Consider the following 19,002-nt stretch of genomic DNA (forward strand, 5'->3'; position numbering starts at 1 on the left):
AACGAGCACCAAAATAAAAACAGTGACGAGTTGGCTCTTTGACATATTTTTTTATTATTGGTTAATTTTTTGGTTTAGCCCTCCTAACAGATAATTCTCCATAATTTCTTTGGCTGACATAGAGTGCGGTTTGTTTTTGTCTCCCTTGGTATTAAAAACCTCCGTGGCTTCTGTCCCGCAGGCAGCACTGATGGCCTCACTACCACCAGTGTGCCCGGCGATAGCCTCGGTAACATCATAAACTTCGTTATTTATAATTACCCAGCAATCAGAAGCATTGCTGTGGCGCGACACTTCTTCGACAGTGAGGGTAATTACGGCGCCCTGATTGGCAGCTGGCTGATTTGCATTCTCCCCTGAATAATTTTGGCGATCATTTAGAACAAAGCCAGCCACCAAAACTGCCACCACCACAGCAAAGAAGACAAACAAACTAACAGAAACTATTTTTTTTGTCATAAGCTAAATTCCTCTGTGTGAATGTGGTGTTTCTCCACATTCAGATTAATTAATTGTTTTTTGAGCGAGCGCATCATAGCCGGTGGACCACAGATAAAAATTTCCTTGCCCTCCAGCTCCTGACTTTTGTCTTTTATAATCTCGGCTGTCAGGCGGCCATCGATGGTGGAATTGTGAGGGAAAAACCTCAAATTTTTATTGACTAAAAAAATATTTTCAATTTCCTCTCTCCACAAGATGTCCTTTTCGCTAACGACCGACCAATAGAAATCAATTTTTGCATAAGCAGGAAGATTTCTCATCAGGCTGATAAAGGGTGTAACACCAATGCCACCAGCGAGCCAGATCTGTTTTTCCGCGGGGATAAAAAACCGCCCAAAGGGGCCTTCAATTTTTACGCTGGTGCCAACTTTTAATTTTTCGCCCAAAACAGCCGTAAAATCGCCAAGGGATTTGATGGCTATTTTTAATGTTTCATCGCCAGAGACGGAAGTAAAAGAAAAAGGGTGGGGCTGGCGGTCAAATCCTGTGATATCAAAACCAAAAAAAGCAAACTGGCCAGGCTTAAAAGAAATTTTCTCTCCTGAAGAACGCATGGCAACCTCAATAATATCATAACTCAATTTATTGACAGCACTGACGGTGTAATTATATTTTTTGACAAAAGCGCTAGGGAAGACTACTCGATAGATAATAGCAGCAAAGGCAATTAAACTAAGACCAATTAGATAAGCTCTAAGGCCGCTATGCCGAGAAACATCACTCGGGATAAAAAACATATGGGCAAAGCCAAAAATGTAAGCTAGGGCCAGAAACTTGTGGGAAATCTTCCAGAGGTGATATTTGAGCACCGAGTAGAAGGTAATAATCAGAAGGACAATCAGTAAACCAAGGGAGAGGCCGCCCAAAGTTTTGGCCAAATTATTAAAACTGGGGAGCAGGAAAAGAGCGGCACTGTGGCTCGAATAGGTGGCATATTTGGCCGCCAGCCAAAGCGGGTGAAATAATAAAAGGACAAAAGCCAATCCGCCAAAAATATGGTGTTTAATATAAATCCTGTTTAGGCCATTAAAATATTGCTCTAAAAATTTTAATCTGGCAGATAAGATAATAGCGGTGGCAAAAAGTGAAAATCCCAGAAGGGCAAATATTTGACCAAAACTAGTGAGAGTGGAGTTGAGATTAAGAAAACGAAAAGATATTGGCTCAACAAAAAACCAAAAGATGACGGGGATAATATTTATGATAATAAGCACGGTCCAGCCGAGAATAATTTTTGTTTTATTAGACATGAGGATTTTTGTACCTTGAATTAAGGGTAATTTAATTATATTATCATCTCTTATTTTTGACAACAAAAACCACCAGGGGTGGTTATTTTGTAGACTAATTATACCAAAAACAAAAAACTAACTAGAATAAGTAAGCGTATGGATGGGGTTATCTTTTGGAGATTAAATCATGTGGCTGTGGCAACAAACCCTACCAAAATAGGACCAGAGACTGGCCCCTACCCAAACATCAACCATTGTGGCTTGAAAATTAAAAGCAGGCCAATCAAGAGCATGAGAAGCCCGCCGATTAGTTTTGAATATTTTGTATATTTGGTGGTAATGCCGGTCATCTCCAAAGTAATCATGGCTACAAAGAAAATAAACAAATCATCCAGCATAAAGAAAAATATATAAAGCAAAATATAGAAATAATACTGAGTTTTTGATAATTCTGTTAAAGCCAAGACTTGGGTGTAAACCGCAGGTAAGCCGGCAGAACAAACAAGCTCTGCTAAATTAACCAAAAGGGCTAGGGCGATAATGCCCCCGATGGCCAACCAAAGGCTATTTTGCCCAATAATGTTTTTAATTTTTTTAAATACTTTTTGGCGCTTTTCGTCGTCGGCCACCTTGCAACCACTGTCTTTATTTAATAAAAATTCTTTTAGGTTGTAAACGCCGCCGAAGAAGGCCAATGCTCCAATTATTACCCTCACCCAAGTGACAAAACCTAAAAATAATATCAGATTCAGCCAAGCTGACATAAAAAGAAAATAAACTAGGGCGGAAGTAAAAATAAAAGCCACACCCAAAAGCCACATTCTTTTTCTATTTTTCATGCCCAAAAGCAGACTAATCAAAAAAAGTAATGTCCACATAGCACAAGGATTGAATCCGTCCAGCGCACCCATGACAATGGTCAGCAGAGGTAAAGAGATATTTTCCAAGGCGACCTCGCCTAAAAGTGGTAATTTAATTTCTGCCGGGAGAATGGTCACCCCTCCTTTCTGCTGACATTCGCCTTCCTCCGGTTTGTCCAATAAAATATCTTCTTTGATCTCAATTTCTCTAACTATGTCCAGGCAAGGCAGGACGAGGGCCAAATCCACGGCTTGTTTAATAGACGCTCCGGTGGTGGATTCTTTATGCCAGCCGATAAAATACCTCTCTCCAATCAGAGTAAAGGGTACACCCTGAATATTAATATTCAATCTTCGCCCGATATCAGCTAAGAGTTCTATACTCTCATGGCTTGAGCCAATATCAAAAGAACGCAGCTCCAGTTGTGGGTTTTGTTTAACTAAATCTTCTAAAAATGGTTTTTCTGTAGCGCAATGCGGACAGCCTTGCTGCCAAAAGAAATAGATATTAACTTTTTTTCGTGTTTGAGCATTTACTTGCCCAAAAAGCAAAAAAATAAGAGCAAAAGAAATTAATATGAAAAACAATCTTTTTTTCATACTTATTTATTGCGATTTTGGTTGATAATTTCTAATAATTTTTCTTTTTTTACCTCACCGTTTAGGCGTAAAAATTCATCGCCATTATCATCCAAAAAAATAAAAGCGGGTAAAGTTTTATCAATATTATATTTTTCCACCATGTCCTTGTCCGCATCAAAATCATAATACTCTGTTTTAAGCCAGGTATTTTCCGTTTCAATTTCCTTCCAGCGGGGTTTCATAACCAGACAACCGGCGCACCAAACAGCGCCAAATTTTAGAACTTTCATATTGATCAAAATTAATTATTAATTTTTTTATTTTTAATAAACTGGGCAGCCAACAATGTCGCTAAAGGCACGGCCAGAACTAAACCGATACTGCCGGTGATGGTTCTGACGATTTCCGTGGCGATCATCTCATTGTCCAACACCTGATTAAAGGTCAAAAAAGGCGGTTGTTTGACACTGAATAAAATAAGCAGGGGTAAGGAAGCGCCGGCATAAGCTAGAAATAAGGTATTGACCATGGAGCTCAAATGCGAAATGCCTACCCGCATAGCCTGTCTGTAAACTTGACTATTCGTTAATTGGGGATTGGATGTTTTTAGTTCTTTGACTAACATTACTTGGGAAATAATCACGTCATCCAAAACACCCAAAGCGCCGATAATAATACCGGCCAAGAGCAGGCCTTTGATATTAATATTGCCTCCGGCGAGATCCATCAAAAAGACCGCTTCTTCACTGGCAAAGCCGGTCAGTTTGGCAATGGCCGAAAACCAAAAGGATAATAAGCCGGTAATAACTAGGGAAATTAGAATAGCAAAAATGGCAATGGTTGATGTTTTTTTAACGCCCTCGGTAATATAAACAGCGAGGATTAAAATAAAAAATGAGCCGGCGATGCTGATCAAGAGCGGATCACTGCCGGCCAAAATTTTGGGAATAATGAATTTAAGAATAATCAAAAACGTCAGGCACAAAACAACTAAAGCCCTTAGGCCCTTTAGCCTGCCGACAATTATCACTATTAAAGCGAATAAAAGCGCCAGCCAATAAATAGAGCTAGTCCGCGAATACCCAATCACATAAAAAGTCTCCTCCCCAACCGGACCCAAACTGCGATTGACCAAAACCCGATCGCCAACTTGATATTCGCTGGCAGAAAGCATATCAAGTTCTGTACCGTCAAAAATCAGGTCTTTATTTTCCCAAATTCCCTCAAGTCCTTGGAGCTTTAGTTTCTGTTGAATGGAGTTTGAGCCGTCTTCACGTGTGGAGGTTTTTTGTTCCAGAACCTCAACGACTCTAGCCTTAAACATTTGTTCGTTGGCAACATCAAAATCTTGGCCGAATGAGGACATCGGTAATAAAAACAAAACCAAAGAAATAAATGTTAAAAACTTTATTTTCATTTTTTACTTTTTAATAATACTGATTGCTTTGCCGTTGATCAGGGCATCAGCAATTTTTTTATAAGCGGAATACAAAATCCTTTGGTAGGTGCTTTGGGAGGTATTCATTTTTTCTGCCGCTTCTTTTTGCTCCAAATCATTAATATGCCGCAGACGGTAAGCCTCCAGCTCTTCGGCTGATAATTCCACTAATTCTAATTGGCTTAGGGGCACGCCCTGGGGTTTGAAATAATTTATCCGGGGACTAAATCTTATTCTCCGGCACAGTCTGGGTCTTGGCATAAAGATTGATATTTTCTAATTTATATGATAAATTAATTCTGAAAGAAGGTCGTTCGGCCCCCTACCCTAGGCAGAGGGCCGGTTCTCACGCCTTCTTTTATTTTTTTTGGCCCTTTAAAACAGTTATCTCTTCCTGAACAGCGGCTAATTCTTCCTCTAACAAGTTTTTCTCATCTTCTAAAGCGGCTAGTTCGTTTTTGGGTGAAATAAATCTACGACCATAACCATAGCCACCCCCAAAACCCCAGCCACGTCCCATCCCTCCGCCGCAAAGACCCATTCCCCGGCCGGTCAGAGGACCTTGACCCATCGGACCTGTTTTATTTAATCTAGGCATATATTTATAGTTTACTGATTAATTTTAGCAGATAGTCCGACCTTTATCCACTATCCCTATTATGAATATACACCCATAACTATTTTGTGTCAAATAAAAACTAAAAAACACCTCATTGTGGAAATGTTTTTTAAACCAACTTCTATAAGCACTTCTTAGGAAATTTCTAGTATAAACTGATCTTTAAAAACGCGCGTTGGATTGGCTCGCGTTTTTGACCCAGCTTCATTTTTAATCATCGTAGCTCCGCACCGGCCGTCATATCTTTTATATATTTTTTTCATCATACCCTTTCTGGCAAAAACATCGTTGATACCCAAAAAATTAACCAATAAACCAGCGATCAGAAGTGAGACTAAGAGGCTGAGCACGATTGTTGAAAAATTTTTTTTGTAGGAAAAATCATATTTCTTGAGTAGGACTACGCCTAAGAGTACTCCAAAAACAGCCAAGACAAGCGCCCACCAAGGGAAACTAGCTATAATTTGATCATACTTATAGCCGCGCATATAGCCATTGGTCCTCAAAGAAAAAATAGCAAAGTTGACTAAAAAAATAGTTACTACCAAAATACTAACCAAACCAGCGGCTGAGGCCAGCGAGCCAAAAACAAAATACCACCTTGGCTTCATTTTTATTTCTCCGGATTTAATCCTCTCCATTATTTTTTCTTTTAAATCTATTTCTTTGTTTGACATATTTTTTTCATAAAAATTTTAGCTCGATTGATCCTGGTCCCAACTGTTCCCAAGGGGAGCCTCAAAATATCGGCTATTTCATTGTAGGATTTTTCCTCAAAGAAATATAAGGATAATGGTTCACTATATAAAATAGGTATTTCTTCTAGACAACTTCTCACCTTTTTAATCATCTCCTGCCGATCAAAATCAAATTCCATATCATCTTCGCTCCCAATATCAAAGCCCTCCGGCATTTCAATCTGTTGCTTATTTTTTTTAATCTCATTGATCGCCTCATTGTGTATAATTCTATAAATCCAGGTCGAAAACTTCATCTCTGTTTTAAAACTCTTCAGGTTTATAAAAGCTTTAATGAAAGAATTCTGGACAATATCAGCGGCCTTGTCACGGTCTTTGGATAAAGAATTGGCATATCGAAACAATTTTTCCTGATATCTCAAAACTATTTCGGAAAATAATTCCTGATTTTCTTTGATAATATATTCAACCAATTGTTCATCTGATAACTGCGCAAGGTTGTGCATATATAAATATTATCCTCTCCAAAAATAAAAAGCAACAAACGCCGGCTTGAGATTCCAAGCCGGGTTTGTTTTATTAATAATTATCTTGAATAGCGCCCAGAACCCTGACCCTTGCCTTGGCCATAGCCAGACCCAGCTTTTTGTCCACCAGCCCTTAAGCCCAATTCTTGTCTTATTTTGTTGGCCTCCTCACGTTTTCCCTGCATAGCCAAATCGTGGGCTTCAGTAAATTTGGCAAAGTTTTCTTGGTTGACAACCTGGTTTACTCGCCCACCCTTGCCGGCCATCAATTCTTTCCAGGCGGAATAATCTCTGTTTTGAAAGGCACTGGTCATCAAGACGTGTCTTTCTTCTGAATAATTTGGCCCTTTTTGAGTATAATCTCCCTGATAGGCCAAAACCTGACTCGCGCCCAGAGCCCCGAACAAGACCGCGAATCCGAGGAACGAAGGCATTAATATTTTTTTATTAATTTTCATATATTTATATTATTTAGCTAATATATATTCTAATAATTAACGACCTTTCACTATTAATACAACTCAAAGGCGTCTTTTCTTTCATTTTTATATTTTATTCATAAATTAAAAATCCACCAGCATAAAGTTGATGAGTTTTTTAATTCTCCCAACCTCGGTCTAGTACTACCAGATTGGGGTCTTTTGGGGGTTCTTTGGGCGACTTGTACTGTGGTAAACAACGGGAACGGGTCGAGGTCTTTATATTAAAATTTTAACACAAATGGGACAAATGGGACAGTATAAAAAAGAGTGTCTAATTTAATATAATTCAAACAATAAAAAATCACTTCTTCTCGCTGGCTTTTAAAAACAGCGAGGCCGATATTATAAACAATGTGGCGAAAAATCCGCTAAGGACAAATACTCCGGGAACGCTGGGCGACCATGAGATAACGCTGGGGGGCCAAATAAAAAACGCAATCACAGGAACCAACATTTGAGCGAACGCTGTTATATACAACGCAATCGCCATTCCTTTCGGATTTAAGCGAGCGATAGAAACGCCGCTAACGCCAATTAACAAGACTCCGCCATACAACAGATTAGCTGGGTTGTCTTCATTTCCGATAATACCAACAGCCCCGTTTATCCAAATAAGAAGCAAAGCTGTCGCTATTGCCACGCCCACGCCTGCTTTATAGGAAATATATCGCTGGATCTTCTTGAAATCAATTCGTAAGCAATGCCCGAGCCAAATAAGAAAACACCGACCATAATAAAATCGCCTAAGCTCCAATCCCAGCCACCGCCTTGACCTCCGTTAATAGTCGCGTTTGGGTTTATCAAAGTTAATACCAAAGGTATCAAAAGTATAAGTCCCGTTCCGATCGCAAAATAAATTATTCTTTTGTTTTTCTTCTCCATATCTTTTTTCTAATTATCAATTTCCAAAAGCCGATTAAAGTTATTAAAAGTCCGATCCCTTGAGCGCCGGGGCTGTCGTCATATCCGCCGAATATGATTATAGAAACGCCTAATATTAACACGGGCAAAAATAAAAGCATTCTTCGCCATTTATGATCTTTTTCCTCTTGGTCTGATTGTATTTTTATTTCGTTCTTCATAAATTTATTCAGTAGTCATTCTAATCTCACCACATTTATCTTTATACTCGTTTATAATATCAAAAATATCATCTATTACAGGTTCTTGGGCTGTTATTTCTCTACCATCTTTAAAAACAGCTGTTACTTCTAAAGCATGGGTTTGCATAATAGATGCTATTTCACAATTTGCAATAGCCTGTTTTATCAAATTCCAATTAGAAATATTAGTAAAAGCGTATTCTTCGGCTTTTGCAATTAAATCTTCTACATCATGTTCTAATATTTTTTGCTGAACATCATCTGGAAATATTCTTTTAATATCTTTTGAATAATTAGACCCATCCCCTGGAGCTTCGTAAGAAAATTTATTCAAATCATAATATGATAATTCATTTGGATAATCTATTTTAGCCGGGCCAGACGAACCGCTTACTGTTTTTAATTCATTGTCTTCAATCACATATTCCCCACAATAAGCCCAAATGTATAATGGAAATAATTCTTGATCAGGTTTTAGGTTTTTAATCGTACAAAAACTATGACTGTCCTCCCTGTTTTTCCAGCTGAAATGTTTTTCAGTCAAAAGATAATTAGATATCGCTTTTTCAATTTTGTCATTGCTAAAATTATTTTCTATTAAATTTTTATCAATCTCATATCCGTAAGTCAGCCAAACTCTATCCTCTTCACCACCCAAACAACTTAAATGGATATCAGCTTGATGTTTGTCATTTTCCAGCCTAACTATAGTATTGCCCATCGCCCCTCCCTGTATATCAGACGCAAACTCCAAAGTTAGTTCATTATTCTCGCCGTCTAATGACCGCAAAATTCCATACTTAAGATCATACTCAACTACCTTGAGCGGATCATGTCGCCAAGTCACCAAGCCTTCTTGATAAAGTGAGTGATAAACATTTAACAATTCACGACGTTCAGCCGGAGTTGATATTTTTTTTACCAAATTATAGCTAGCCAGCTCTTCTATTTTAATTTGTGATATCTTATCGCCGAAATTATCAACCCTAATCGGAAAATAAATTAACAAAAATACTACAAGTATGGACAATATTACATTTTTAAATCCGATTCCCCCGGTTTTTTTATCATGCCGGTAATAGACCCATAAAAAAATTGATATTACCAAAAAGAAAAGCGTAAAATACAAAAGTGGGAAAAAGAAAAACCACGAATAATTATTTTCAAAATTTTCTAGAAAAATACTGCCAAAATTATTGTGAAATATGTTGCCAGACCGACCGCCACCCATCCACAAATCAGGGATGGAAATAAAAGTTGAAAATAAAAGCAACGTTCCCCCAACCAGCGCTACACTAAAAAATCGGGACAAATATTCACTGATAATTACTAAAACATTTTTCATAAATATATTTTTAAAATTTATAATTAATCATAATAATTCACGATGCCAGAATTTTTGCCTGACACAACTTCCATATTGCCTGTAACATATACATTTAATCTGCTCGTATTTATCGCGTTAATTGTCGCTTGCTCCGTTGTAAATTTATCCATTTCAATCCAGCAATCACCTGAATTTATTATTAAATTTTTAGCTGAACCAGTCAGATTGATTATACCACCTTCAGCTTCTAATTTTAACGTATTAGCAACTTCTATATTACCTTTTATATTATTAAATCTATGAGTAAGTTTTATTTCCAAATTATTAATTTCCAAATCTTCTAATATAATATTAGCGGCTTCATTCTCTATTTTTTCAATATCGGGCATTGTTATTTCTATTGTTAAACGCTTAGTGCCGGCTGCAAATGGTATTTTATCATTCTCCATCGTCCAAGTATTGGTATTATAATATGTCTCCAATTCCGATCTTTTGATATTTAAAGTATCGCCGACTTTGGCAAATTCTAATCCAATCTGGTCATACTCGCTGCCTATGACTTTAATATCAAAATATTCACCTTGCTTAATTATTATGTCGTCAAACTTAACGTAGCGTGAAATATAAATACTATCAAAATCTTTAATATCAATACTGACTTCTTGCATTTTTTCTTTGAACTCAGTCTTTTTATTTTGAAATTCAGTATTCAGGTGACAAGACTGCAAGATAAAAATTCCCAAACATAATATGAATAATAAAATTAATTTTAAAAATAATTTTAAATTAAAAATATTTTTCTTACTGGAAAACAGCATTAATCCCAATATTCCTACAAAAAACAATGGTATTGTAATAATGGCCAGCAAGGATAAAAGCGATAAATAATAGTTAAAAAATCCAACAACGTCTATTATCCTAAAATCAACCATTACGTGCTGAAGCCAAGAACATGAGGGATTAAAAAATAAAATCAAAAATATAATTACAGATGTCAATATTCCCAACGACCCCACGCCCAAAAATATTCCTCCAAATATTTTTCTCAAAGTTATGGTTATTTTTGAATTTGGATATTTCTTAAATTGCTCCGATATGCCTCTGATAACCAAACCAATCAACCCGCCAGCCAGACTTAAAACAACAAAAGGGAAAAACATATCTAAAAACATATAGAAGTCAAAAGGTGGTTTGTACAAATACAAATGACGTGAATATTCAACAAAATAAGCGACCAAGACAATAGCTATATTGTTAACCAAAGTGCCAATAAAAAGAATCGGCAAAAATTCATAACTTCTATTTTTATTTTGTAGCAATATAAACAAAATACCACTAACAAGTGGTATGAGTAGATATATAAGAATTACGGGGATGTAACCAAATACCATACCATCCAAACTGCGTGGCGATAACATAATAAGCAAGTTGATAATTACAGTGCCAATAAAAATAAAGGATATTTTTTTCATAATATATTTAAATTACCAATAAATCACATTTTCATTATCTGACCAAAAAACATTTTCATATCTGTTTTTAGATAGCCTGTTGTTTTGTTTAATAATTTCGCCTTTTTCTGGGTCAAAAATAAATAAAGTCCAATATTCGTTTACTGTATCATAATCAACTGATTTAATCTTTGCTTCAATCGCTATCCGACTACTATCAGGAGAAAAAACCACATGGTTAAAATCAAGCAATTTCATTTCTTTAAAATGAGTAATAAAATACCCATCATTTATAAAAGATAAATTAATCAGTCTTAAGCTTAAGTTCTGATTGTTGCAACTGTGATCTATTTCCATAACAGGTGGATTTTTATCACACTCACTTTCTAGAAAAACAACCTTTCTACCATCTTGCGATTTAGCAACTAATTTACCTTTAGTCGGTAATTCTACAGTTTTTCTGGTTTTAAAATTTAAATAATAATTAGTAAATGGACCATTATATAATTTACTATCTTGAGGCCATTGCCAAGCCGAACCAATTAAAGTGTCTTTTGTTAAAGGTGTAAGTATTGGATCTATATAATTAGTATAAAAACCCAAGGAATATTTAATCTCTCCATTTTTCGTGATTCTAGTCCGACCAACACCAAAATCAGCATCTTCTCCTATATGATTAAAAGAAAACATACCTTCATATTTATCAATATTGAAAATAGACGGCTCATTTAAACTTAAAATTTGTCCTGATAAATTGTTGATTTCATTATCAATATCATCAAGCTTATTTTGAGTATGACAATTGAAATACGGGGGTTGTGTCAAACAAGCATCACCGCGTTTAAACCAATAAATAAAAATAGCAACTATTGCTAATATTATTAGCGCTAAAACAATACAAATTTTTCTTTTCATGTTGTTTATTATACCTTATTTAAGAAAAAAAAACACCTGTTAAAACAGGTGTTTTTAAAATTCATTGGCCCAGAAGGGATTACTTTCGGCTTTGGATGGTTAATAATGATTAATAGTTTTGCCTATTGAACCTGTCTTAAGCTACTACCATCCCATTCAATCACTGGTTCATCACCATATTTCGCCTTTATTTCTACTGAATGATTTTGCCAAGTTCCATATTCAATGGTCTTGTTTTTTGGCCCCTCAAAAGGAGCTATGGCAAAATAAACCGTTATTCTATAACTATCGGCTAGCATTTCCGCTGATTGACTATTCTTTTTTAGATCAGATGGACGGAAACCATGTTTGAAGCTTTCTCCCTGACCATAGACTTTCCCCATTGTATAGATGCCGCCGACATCTCTATCCTCGGCCGGATTAGCCGCCAGATCATCCCAACAAGTTGGATTAAAACAAACATCCATCATATAAGATTCTCCGCTGACATTCACAATTTTAAAAATCTGATTAGAATTAATATCAGAATTAGTTTTTGGAGTTTCCGTGCTAACTTCTTCTTTTAGAACTTCTGTTGGCTTTACTTCTTGCTTGATTTCTTCTTTAATTTCTTCTTCAATTTGTTTCATTATTTCCTCAACTTTTTCTCCGCTTTTAACGATATTATTTTCTTTCATCCACTCAGGCACTTCCTCCTCAGTCAACCCAGCCACACTAGCTTTAGTTTCACCCTTTTCATCAGTTTTAATGCTAATTCCCAATATTTTTTCGTCTTGAATGGCTGATCTGATTTGATCGGCAGCAAAATAGCCAGCACTAACTTTTTCCATCGCCTTTGACATATTTCCCGGCAAATTGGCAATTGTCAAAATACTAGCTGCTGGTTCAGTCACTGCTCTCGCCTTATTTACCATTTCCGATACCTTATTTTTATCTCCCAGAGCTATTCTGGCTTCATCATCCGCCACCTCCAAAACCAAATCCGCACCGCCTACCACTGTCGCTGTCGTTGCCAAAACCCCAGTAGCACCTCCGGTCAGCACTACCCCTCCCACAAACACCGTCACCTTGGCTCCGTTTTTAATTCTCATTGAATTTTGTTCGCAAGTTTCAAAGACATCTCCTTCCTCCCCATAAGCCTCTCGGGTAATTTGATCTTGAGTTTGGTTCAAAATTAAGTGAGCCATTTTGACATCAACTCCCAGGTGTTTAGCCAGGGTTCTTACAGTTTTACCAGCTGGAGCACTTTCAATTACTTTTTGAATTTCAACTGAAGTATAAGCAGAAGCACCTTTTACTAAATTAAATGCTGTTTTTTTATTAGCCATTTTGTCAGCTTCTTTTTCTAACTCCGCTACTTCGCCTTCCAGCGCTTTCCACCCATCAATAACAGCACTCATTTCAGTATTCCATTTATCATAATCTCCGTACTCTTTGGCTTTTTCTAAAACATTTTCAGTCCGATATCTAAGTAGAGTATATTCTTTTGAAACGGATAGGGTTTTTCTATAAACCGTCTGGTCTAAAGTTGGAGTTTTGTCTCCTTTTTTTAAGGCCAAAAAACCGACGACCATGACTATTATTACAGTAACAATTGCGATTGGCAAGATTTTTTTTATCGACATAGGCTATTTTATTAAAAATTAATAAGACATATTTATCCCTATAAAAATAGAAAAGTTCTGACAAAAATAAATATTAATATTTATTTAATCGACAATATAGTTTCTTTCAGCTTTGAAAGTTTCGATTAGGTTTTCTTGAAAATCTTTGATTAACACCGTTACCTCGACTCTAAGTTTACCCACTTTTTCAATAAATGTAGAAGTAAAAGCACATGTATTATCTCCACCAGCACTCAACACTGTCCGAACTGTCTGTTCTTTATAAAGCACTTCTTCATTGTTTTCGTTAAGGTAAAATCTCCATTCACAAAAACCAAATTTTCCGTATTCATCCTCAAAATTATCAATCTTAGCCGACCACATTCGAGCTTGTCTGGCTTGGAACATTTCTTCCTTTGGGCTAATGATTATTACCTTAATTGGTTTTTTCTCTTTTTCTTCAACAGGGGCAATTTCGGCACTTTTCTCGCTAATGTTTATTTCTTGTTTTGTCGTTTGTTTTGGTTGTTTTAATTTAATAAACACTGTTCCCGAAATTATTAAAATTAACAAGACAAGGATTATCCATCTATTATTTTTCATTTTTTCATAATTTAATTATAAATTTGGCTATTTTTTAATTGTTTTCCTAGCCCAATACATGTTTGCCCAGCGCCAATATTATTATGAGTTTACTTAAAAATTAAAAAATCCACCAGCATAAAGTTGATGAGTTTTTTAATTCTCGGGGACAGGGATTCGAACCCTGGACCCATTGGTTAACAGCCAATTGCTCTACCGCTGAGCTATCCCCGAATAAAACCTTTTATAAATTGTCTGCCTCGATAACTTTTTAATTCTTTCTCCCTTTTTAATGCCTCTTCCCTGCTCGCAACATGCTCTAAGCAGATAGCAACCCATTCACCATCAAACCTAGCGGTATATCCCTTGGAAAAAATTTTATTGTTATGCAAAGCTAAACGTTCTTCTAAATTTTTAGTCTGCCCTATATAAATTTTATTATGTTTTTTATTATAAACACAATAAACTATAAATTCCATATAATTATTGCTCTACCTCCGCCAGCTGGCGGAGAGCTATCCCCGAATGTGATTCAAAATTTAATAGTCTTTCAACTTTTTCATGTCCAAATGCTGTTGAATTTTCTCCAAAGCCTTGGTCTCAATCTGGCGAATACGTTCGCGGGTCACACCAAATTCTTGACCGACTTCCTCTAGGGTGTGGGCGACACCATCAACTAGACCAAAACGCATTTCTAAAATTTTTCTCTCCCTGGGCGTTAATTCTTCAATAATACTTTTAACATGTTCAGCCAAAAGCCGCAAGGAGGCGGCCTTTGATGGGCTCATAGTCTTGGTATCTTCAATAAAATCAGAAAGCTTGGCATCGTCGTCACCATCATCACCGACCGAAGTTTCGAGAGAGACAGTATCTTGGGAAATCTGCATGATATGATTAATCTTTTCAATTTCTTCTCCCATTTCGGCGGCGATTTCCTCGGCTAGGGGCTCACGGCCAAGATCTTGGATCAGGCGGCGTTGAACCTGTTGAAATTTATTAATTGTTTCTACCATGTGGACGGGGATGCGGATAGTACGAGATTGGTCAGCAAGCGCCCGGGTGATAGCTTGACGGATCCACCAGGTAGCATAAGTAGAGAATTTATAACCCTTGCGATAATCAAATTTTTCTACGGCCCGGAATAGACCGATATTGCCTTCTTGAATCAAATCTAATAAAGTCAGGCCGCCACGACCGACAAATTTTTTAGCAATAGAAACAACCAGACGCAGGTTGGATTGAATCAGCTTCCTTTCCGCTTCTTTGTCCCCTTTTTCCTTGCGCTTGGCCAACTGCATCTCTTCTTCGGTATGGAGCAATGGCGCTTTGCCGATCTCGCGCAGATACATCTGAATAGAATCTGAGGAAATATCGGTGAGATCCACTTTTTTCTTGTCTGATTTGATACCGATTTCGTCCAAAATTTCCTTGCGGACTTTTTCTGTGGCCAAAAAACCAATCTCTTTTTCAATAATATTAACACTCAGGTGATCGAGACGATAAAGTACTTCTTCGGCCTGATCTAAATATTCCTCCATTTCCGGCAGGGCATAGAGAACTTCTGATTCAGTGACAAAACCGCGCAGCTTCCCCTTTTTTATAAGCGAATCTACTGCCTCTTGGGGAAATTCCACCTTAGGGCTCATTGCCTTGATTACTTTTTTTACTTTGGCTTTGGGACGAATAATCTTGCCTTTCTTTTTTGATTTGGGGTGGAAAAACTTCTTTTTCAATCTGGGCTTGAATATTTTTTTTGCTTTATCTTTTTTCTTCATTTTTGGGCTATAATTTTTTTTATTTTTTAACTTAAAATGGGAAGGATGATTTTTCCTCGTTTTTTTCTTTCTGCTGTTTTTTGGGGGGCGAGCCATAAAGAAAATTAAAAATCCGTGTCTTTTAATTCAGCGGATAAAACATTAAATTGGCTTAAAAGTTCTTTGATTTGAGAATTTACTTTTTCACGATCTGCCAGTGTCAACGACTCTGATAAAGAATTTTCCAGCTCGCGCATCTCTTTCTTGATGGTGTTCAGCCTGTCTTCGGCACAAATTTTTTTGAGATAACCCAGGTGCTGTTTGATTTCGTGAACAGCCTCAGCATAAGAGAGCTCACGCAATTCTTCTTTCTTTATTATCAGGCTATTTGCGAGTGTTGTCAAACTCGGATTGCTTTTTGTGACATAATCGACGGGATCAGATGTCGGCGCATTGCCCGAAAGCTGCTTGGTTAAAAAAACAACCAAGAGGCGGTAAACTTCTTGCCAGTCAGGGCTAAGATAGTCGGGAGAAAGCTGCTCGCTAATATAAACAGCATAGTCTGGGTCAACCAGCATAAAAGACAACAAACGAGTGGTGACGGCTGACTTTTTATCAATATTAATCTTTCTTTGGTTATTCTCAGCTGCTGGCTGGCTCATTTTTTGGCCGGATACTTTATTTTTTGCCTTGTCAATTGCGGAGCGAAGTGAACTCTCGGAAACGTTTAGCTTTTCAGATATTTTTTTGAGGTAGAAATCTTGTTCAATCTGGTTTTCCAATTTAATAACAATATTTAAAAGGTTTTTTGCAGCCAATTTTTTACTCTCAATTTTTTCCGGATGATAATCAACTAAATAGAGGTTGAGAAAATACTCCATAGCTGGGATCGCCTTGGTGACGAGCGACTGCCAAGCAGCTGGGTCTTTTTGGGCCAATTCATCTGGGTCTTTGGCAATATTTTTTGGGATAACAGCGACTTTGACATTGGTCTCTTCCTGCCAGGCCAAAGTAATGGCTCTTTCAGCGGCTCTAATGCCGGCGGAATCAGCATCAAAAGAAAAAATAATATTGTTGGTATAACGTTGTAATATTTTCACCTGTTCGCGGGTAAAAGCGGTACCAGAAACAGCAACGACATTTTTGACTCCCCCCCGGACAGAGCCAATAACGTCCATATTGCCCTCGACGATAACAACAAAATTTTTATCTTTAATATGTTGTTTCGCCTGATAGAGACCAAAAATAACTTCTGATTTATTATAAACGGCGGTTTGGGGAGTATTAACATACTTGGCTTGCTCTTCAGCTTTCATGGCCCGGCCGGTAAAACCAACCGCGTTGCCATGATAGTCCAAGATGGGGAACATGATGCGATCGCGAAAACGATCATAATATTCATAGCCGCCAGATTTGGGCACCACTAGGCCGCTTTGGATTATTTCTTCTCGTGTGAATTGCTTGTTTCGCAGGTGCTCCCCCAGGGCATCCCAGCTATCTAGCGCATAACCCAGTTGCCAATCTTTTATTAATTGGTCATTTAGACCGCGAGCTTCCCGGAGATACTTTAGAGCTCTGGCGCCAGCAGAAGAATTTAATAATTGACCAGAAAACCAATCCGTCGCTATTTCATTCATGCTCAAAATGCGCGTTTTGAGATTGATGGTTTTGGGGTCCTGATATTGCAAGTGGACGCCGGCCTTATTGGCGAGAATCTTGAGGGCTTCTGGAAAATCAATATTTTCTATTTTTTTGATAAACTCGAACATGTCACCACCTTCATTACAGCCAAAACAATGCCACATCTGGCGCTCGCGGGAAACCATAAAAGACGGCGTTTTTTCCTGATGGAAAGGACAGTTCGCTTTGAAATTGACCCCAGCTTGTTTTAGGGGCAGATATTCCTGGATAATATCCACAATATCCAGCTTGGATTTTATTTCTTCAACGTTAGAGAGCATCTAAGTAATTTTCAATTTTTAATTTTTAAATAACCCAACAATTCTTTTTGGCTAAAGCCCACCAATTCTGGTTCGAGCTCTAGTTCTATCCCGGTTTTGGCAAAAACTGTCTGGCGGACTTTTTTGACTAGATTCATAATGTCATCAGCCGTGGCGGAATTATTCTTATTAATAATAATCAACGGCTGTTTCTCATAAATAAAGGCCTGGCCAGCGCTCTCCCCTTTCAGGCCGCAAATATCTAATATCCAGGCAGTGGGAATCTTGATAGCTTCAGCCATGGGAAATTTATTTTTTATCTCCTCAAGGTTGGTGACTGTATCGGAATTAAAATTGGCGGAAATTTTTTCTTTGAGCTTTTGATATTCTTCGGTGGTAAGTAATAAATTCTTAAAAAATGACCCGGCAGAGCCCAAGACTTCGGGGTCTGGTAATTTATACTGACGGATGGTAGCAATGGCCTGACGGATGTCAGACAAATTTGGTTCAATAATATTTTTTTCAGCAAAATATTTGGCGACATCTGGGTAGTTGATATTGGACGTGCCGGTTTTTTTTAATTCCAAGACAGCGGAAAGAATGAGGTAGCGTTCAGTTTTTTGAAATAAACTGCTGCGATAACCAAAATGGCAATCGTCTTTAAAAAATTCTTTGACCTCACTAATTTCGCGGTCGTAGATTTCTACCCGATTTACGACCGAGCTAATTTCCGCGCCATAAGCGCCGGCGTTTTGGACAATAATGCCACCAAGCGTGCCATAAATAAGAGATAGGTTTTCTAAACCCCACCAGCCATGCCGAACCACTCGAGCAACAACCTCGTCCCAATTTTCGCCAGCCCCAATTTTTAAAAATACTTTATCATCATCTTCATGCAAAACCTCCCAGTATTTAATTTTTACTTGGATAACTAAACCGGGAAATCCGGCGTCACTAATAACCAAATTGCTGCCGCCGCCGAGAATAAAAACTGATAAAGTTTTCTCTTTGGCCCAGTCAATGGCGGACCGAAGATCCTCAATGTTTTTGGCTTCAATAAAAAAACGAGCCGGGCCACCAACATGCATGGTAGTCAGGTCTTTTAGGGACACATTTTCTTGAATATTTGGGCTCATAGTAGATTAAGCTTACTACAATCTCATTTTAACGCAAATGTGGGTATAAAAGCAAAAACCCAGCCGACGGCTGGCGTTTCTAAAAATAATTCTATCCAGAACGGAGAGCGGGTCGGTCACAACTCTCGTCGGCTTCCGCCTCCTCGGCGCGACCCCGCCTCGTGGTGCGGCTCGCTCCTTGGCTCGCCACACATCACTCCGGCTTTAGAATCCCTCACGCGAGCCAAGCAGCTGGCTCGCTTCTCACCCGG

The 19,002-nt window shown here is 37.7% G+C and carries 21 protein-coding genes and 1 tRNA gene; all 22 read right to left on the reverse strand.

Features of this window, described 5'->3' with window-relative positions; translation table 11 throughout:
* Positions 1 to 54: 54 nt before the first annotated feature.
* The 22 genes from GYA54_02560 to murB all read right to left on the reverse strand — a co-directional run bounded on the left by GYA54_02560 (position 55) and on the right by murB (position 18,751).
* Positions 55 to 459: a cytochrome b5 domain-containing protein gene (locus tag GYA54_02560; protein NMC51585.1), complete on the reverse strand. Its 405-nt coding sequence runs from the start codon at positions 457 to 459 to the stop codon at positions 55 to 57.
* Positions 456 to 1,751, reverse strand: coding sequence for a hypothetical protein (locus GYA54_02565; GenBank protein NMC51586.1), 1,296 nt, complete (start codon positions 1,749 to 1,751; stop codon positions 456 to 458). Before GYA54_02565 ends, GYA54_02560 begins: the two co-directional genes overlap by 4 nt.
* A gap of 218 nt (positions 1,752 to 1,969) precedes the next feature.
* Positions 1,970 to 3,193 (reverse strand): hypothetical protein, encoded by a 1,224-nt coding sequence (locus GYA54_02570; protein NMC51587.1) that lies wholly within the window; start codon positions 3,191 to 3,193, stop codon positions 1,970 to 1,972.
* A gap of 2 nt (positions 3,194 to 3,195) precedes the next feature.
* Positions 3,196 to 3,465, reverse strand: a complete 270-nt coding sequence (locus tag GYA54_02575) for a thioredoxin family protein (GenBank protein NMC51588.1) — start codon at positions 3,463 to 3,465, stop codon at positions 3,196 to 3,198.
* An 11-nt stretch (positions 3,466 to 3,476) separates the two neighbouring features.
* Positions 3,477 to 4,592, reverse strand: coding sequence for a YibE/F family protein (locus GYA54_02580; protein ID NMC51589.1), 1,116 nt, complete (start codon positions 4,590 to 4,592; stop codon positions 3,477 to 3,479).
* Positions 4,593 to 4,595: 3 nt separating this feature from the next.
* On the reverse strand, positions 4,596 to 4,874 hold the full coding sequence (locus tag GYA54_02585) for a DUF134 domain-containing protein (protein ID NMC51590.1): 279 nt from the start codon (positions 4,872 to 4,874) through the stop codon (positions 4,596 to 4,598).
* Positions 4,875 to 4,971: 97 nt separating this feature from the next.
* On the reverse strand, positions 4,972 to 5,211 hold the full coding sequence (locus GYA54_02590) for a DUF5320 domain-containing protein (protein ID NMC51591.1): 240 nt from the start codon (positions 5,209 to 5,211) through the stop codon (positions 4,972 to 4,974).
* Between the two features lie 155 nt (positions 5,212 to 5,366).
* On the reverse strand, positions 5,367 to 5,909 hold the full coding sequence (locus tag GYA54_02595; GenBank protein NMC51592.1) for a hypothetical protein: 543 nt from the start codon (positions 5,907 to 5,909) through the stop codon (positions 5,367 to 5,369).
* Complete coding sequence (locus GYA54_02600; GenBank protein ID NMC51593.1) at positions 5,891 to 6,436, reverse strand: RNA polymerase sigma factor; 546 nt, start codon at positions 6,434 to 6,436, stop codon at positions 5,891 to 5,893. Before GYA54_02600 ends, GYA54_02595 begins: the two co-directional genes overlap by 19 nt.
* 80 nt (positions 6,437 to 6,516) lie before the next feature.
* Positions 6,517 to 6,915: a hypothetical protein gene (locus tag GYA54_02605; protein NMC51594.1), complete on the reverse strand. Its 399-nt coding sequence runs from the start codon at positions 6,913 to 6,915 to the stop codon at positions 6,517 to 6,519.
* A gap of 654 nt (positions 6,916 to 7,569) precedes the next feature.
* On the reverse strand, positions 7,570 to 7,821 hold the full coding sequence (locus GYA54_02610; protein NMC51595.1) for a hypothetical protein: 252 nt from the start codon (positions 7,819 to 7,821) through the stop codon (positions 7,570 to 7,572).
* Positions 7,797 to 8,021, reverse strand: a complete 225-nt coding sequence (locus tag GYA54_02615) for a hypothetical protein (protein NMC51596.1) — start codon at positions 8,019 to 8,021, stop codon at positions 7,797 to 7,799. Before GYA54_02615 ends, GYA54_02610 begins: the two co-directional genes overlap by 25 nt.
* A gap of 4 nt (positions 8,022 to 8,025) precedes the next feature.
* Complete coding sequence (locus tag GYA54_02620; GenBank protein ID NMC51597.1) at positions 8,026 to 9,387, reverse strand: DHHC zinc finger domain-containing protein; 1,362 nt, start codon at positions 9,385 to 9,387, stop codon at positions 8,026 to 8,028.
* Between the two features lie 23 nt (positions 9,388 to 9,410).
* A complete protein-coding gene (locus tag GYA54_02625) occupies positions 9,411 to 10,841 on the reverse strand; it encodes a hypothetical protein (GenBank protein ID NMC51598.1) in 1,431 nt (476 codons plus the stop codon).
* 12 nt (positions 10,842 to 10,853) lie between these two features.
* Positions 10,854 to 11,735 (reverse strand): hypothetical protein, encoded by an 882-nt coding sequence (locus tag GYA54_02630; GenBank protein ID NMC51599.1) that lies wholly within the window; start codon positions 11,733 to 11,735, stop codon positions 10,854 to 10,856.
* Between the two features lie 122 nt (positions 11,736 to 11,857).
* Positions 11,858 to 13,360: a hypothetical protein gene (locus tag GYA54_02635; protein NMC51600.1), complete on the reverse strand. Its 1,503-nt coding sequence runs from the start codon at positions 13,358 to 13,360 to the stop codon at positions 11,858 to 11,860.
* An 84-nt stretch (positions 13,361 to 13,444) separates the two neighbouring features.
* Complete coding sequence (locus GYA54_02640; GenBank protein NMC51601.1) at positions 13,445 to 13,942, reverse strand: hypothetical protein; 498 nt, start codon at positions 13,940 to 13,942, stop codon at positions 13,445 to 13,447.
* 141 nt (positions 13,943 to 14,083) lie between these two features.
* Positions 14,084 to 14,155 (reverse strand) — tRNA-Asn (locus tag GYA54_02645).
* On the reverse strand, positions 14,146 to 14,400 hold the full coding sequence (locus tag GYA54_02650) for a GIY-YIG nuclease family protein (protein NMC51602.1): 255 nt from the start codon (positions 14,398 to 14,400) through the stop codon (positions 14,146 to 14,148). Before GYA54_02650 ends, GYA54_02645 begins: the two co-directional genes overlap by 10 nt.
* Positions 14,401 to 14,460: 60 nt before the next feature.
* Positions 14,461 to 15,696 (reverse strand): sigma-70 family RNA polymerase sigma factor, encoded by a 1,236-nt coding sequence (locus GYA54_02655; protein NMC51603.1) that lies wholly within the window; start codon positions 15,694 to 15,696, stop codon positions 14,461 to 14,463.
* Between the two features lie 104 nt (positions 15,697 to 15,800).
* Positions 15,801 to 17,636, reverse strand: a complete 1,836-nt coding sequence (locus GYA54_02660; protein NMC51604.1) for a DNA primase — start codon at positions 17,634 to 17,636, stop codon at positions 15,801 to 15,803.
* An 11-nt stretch (positions 17,637 to 17,647) separates the two neighbouring features.
* Positions 17,648 to 18,751, reverse strand: a complete 1,104-nt coding sequence (murB, locus tag GYA54_02665; GenBank protein ID NMC51605.1) for a UDP-N-acetylmuramate dehydrogenase — start codon at positions 18,749 to 18,751, stop codon at positions 17,648 to 17,650.
* Positions 18,752 to 19,002: the final 251 nt, after the last annotated feature.

Source organism: Candidatus Kuenenbacteria bacterium, assembly GCA_012797775.1.
Lineage (GTDB): Bacteria > Patescibacteriota > Patescibacteriia > UBA2196 > GWA2-42-15 > JAAZMX01.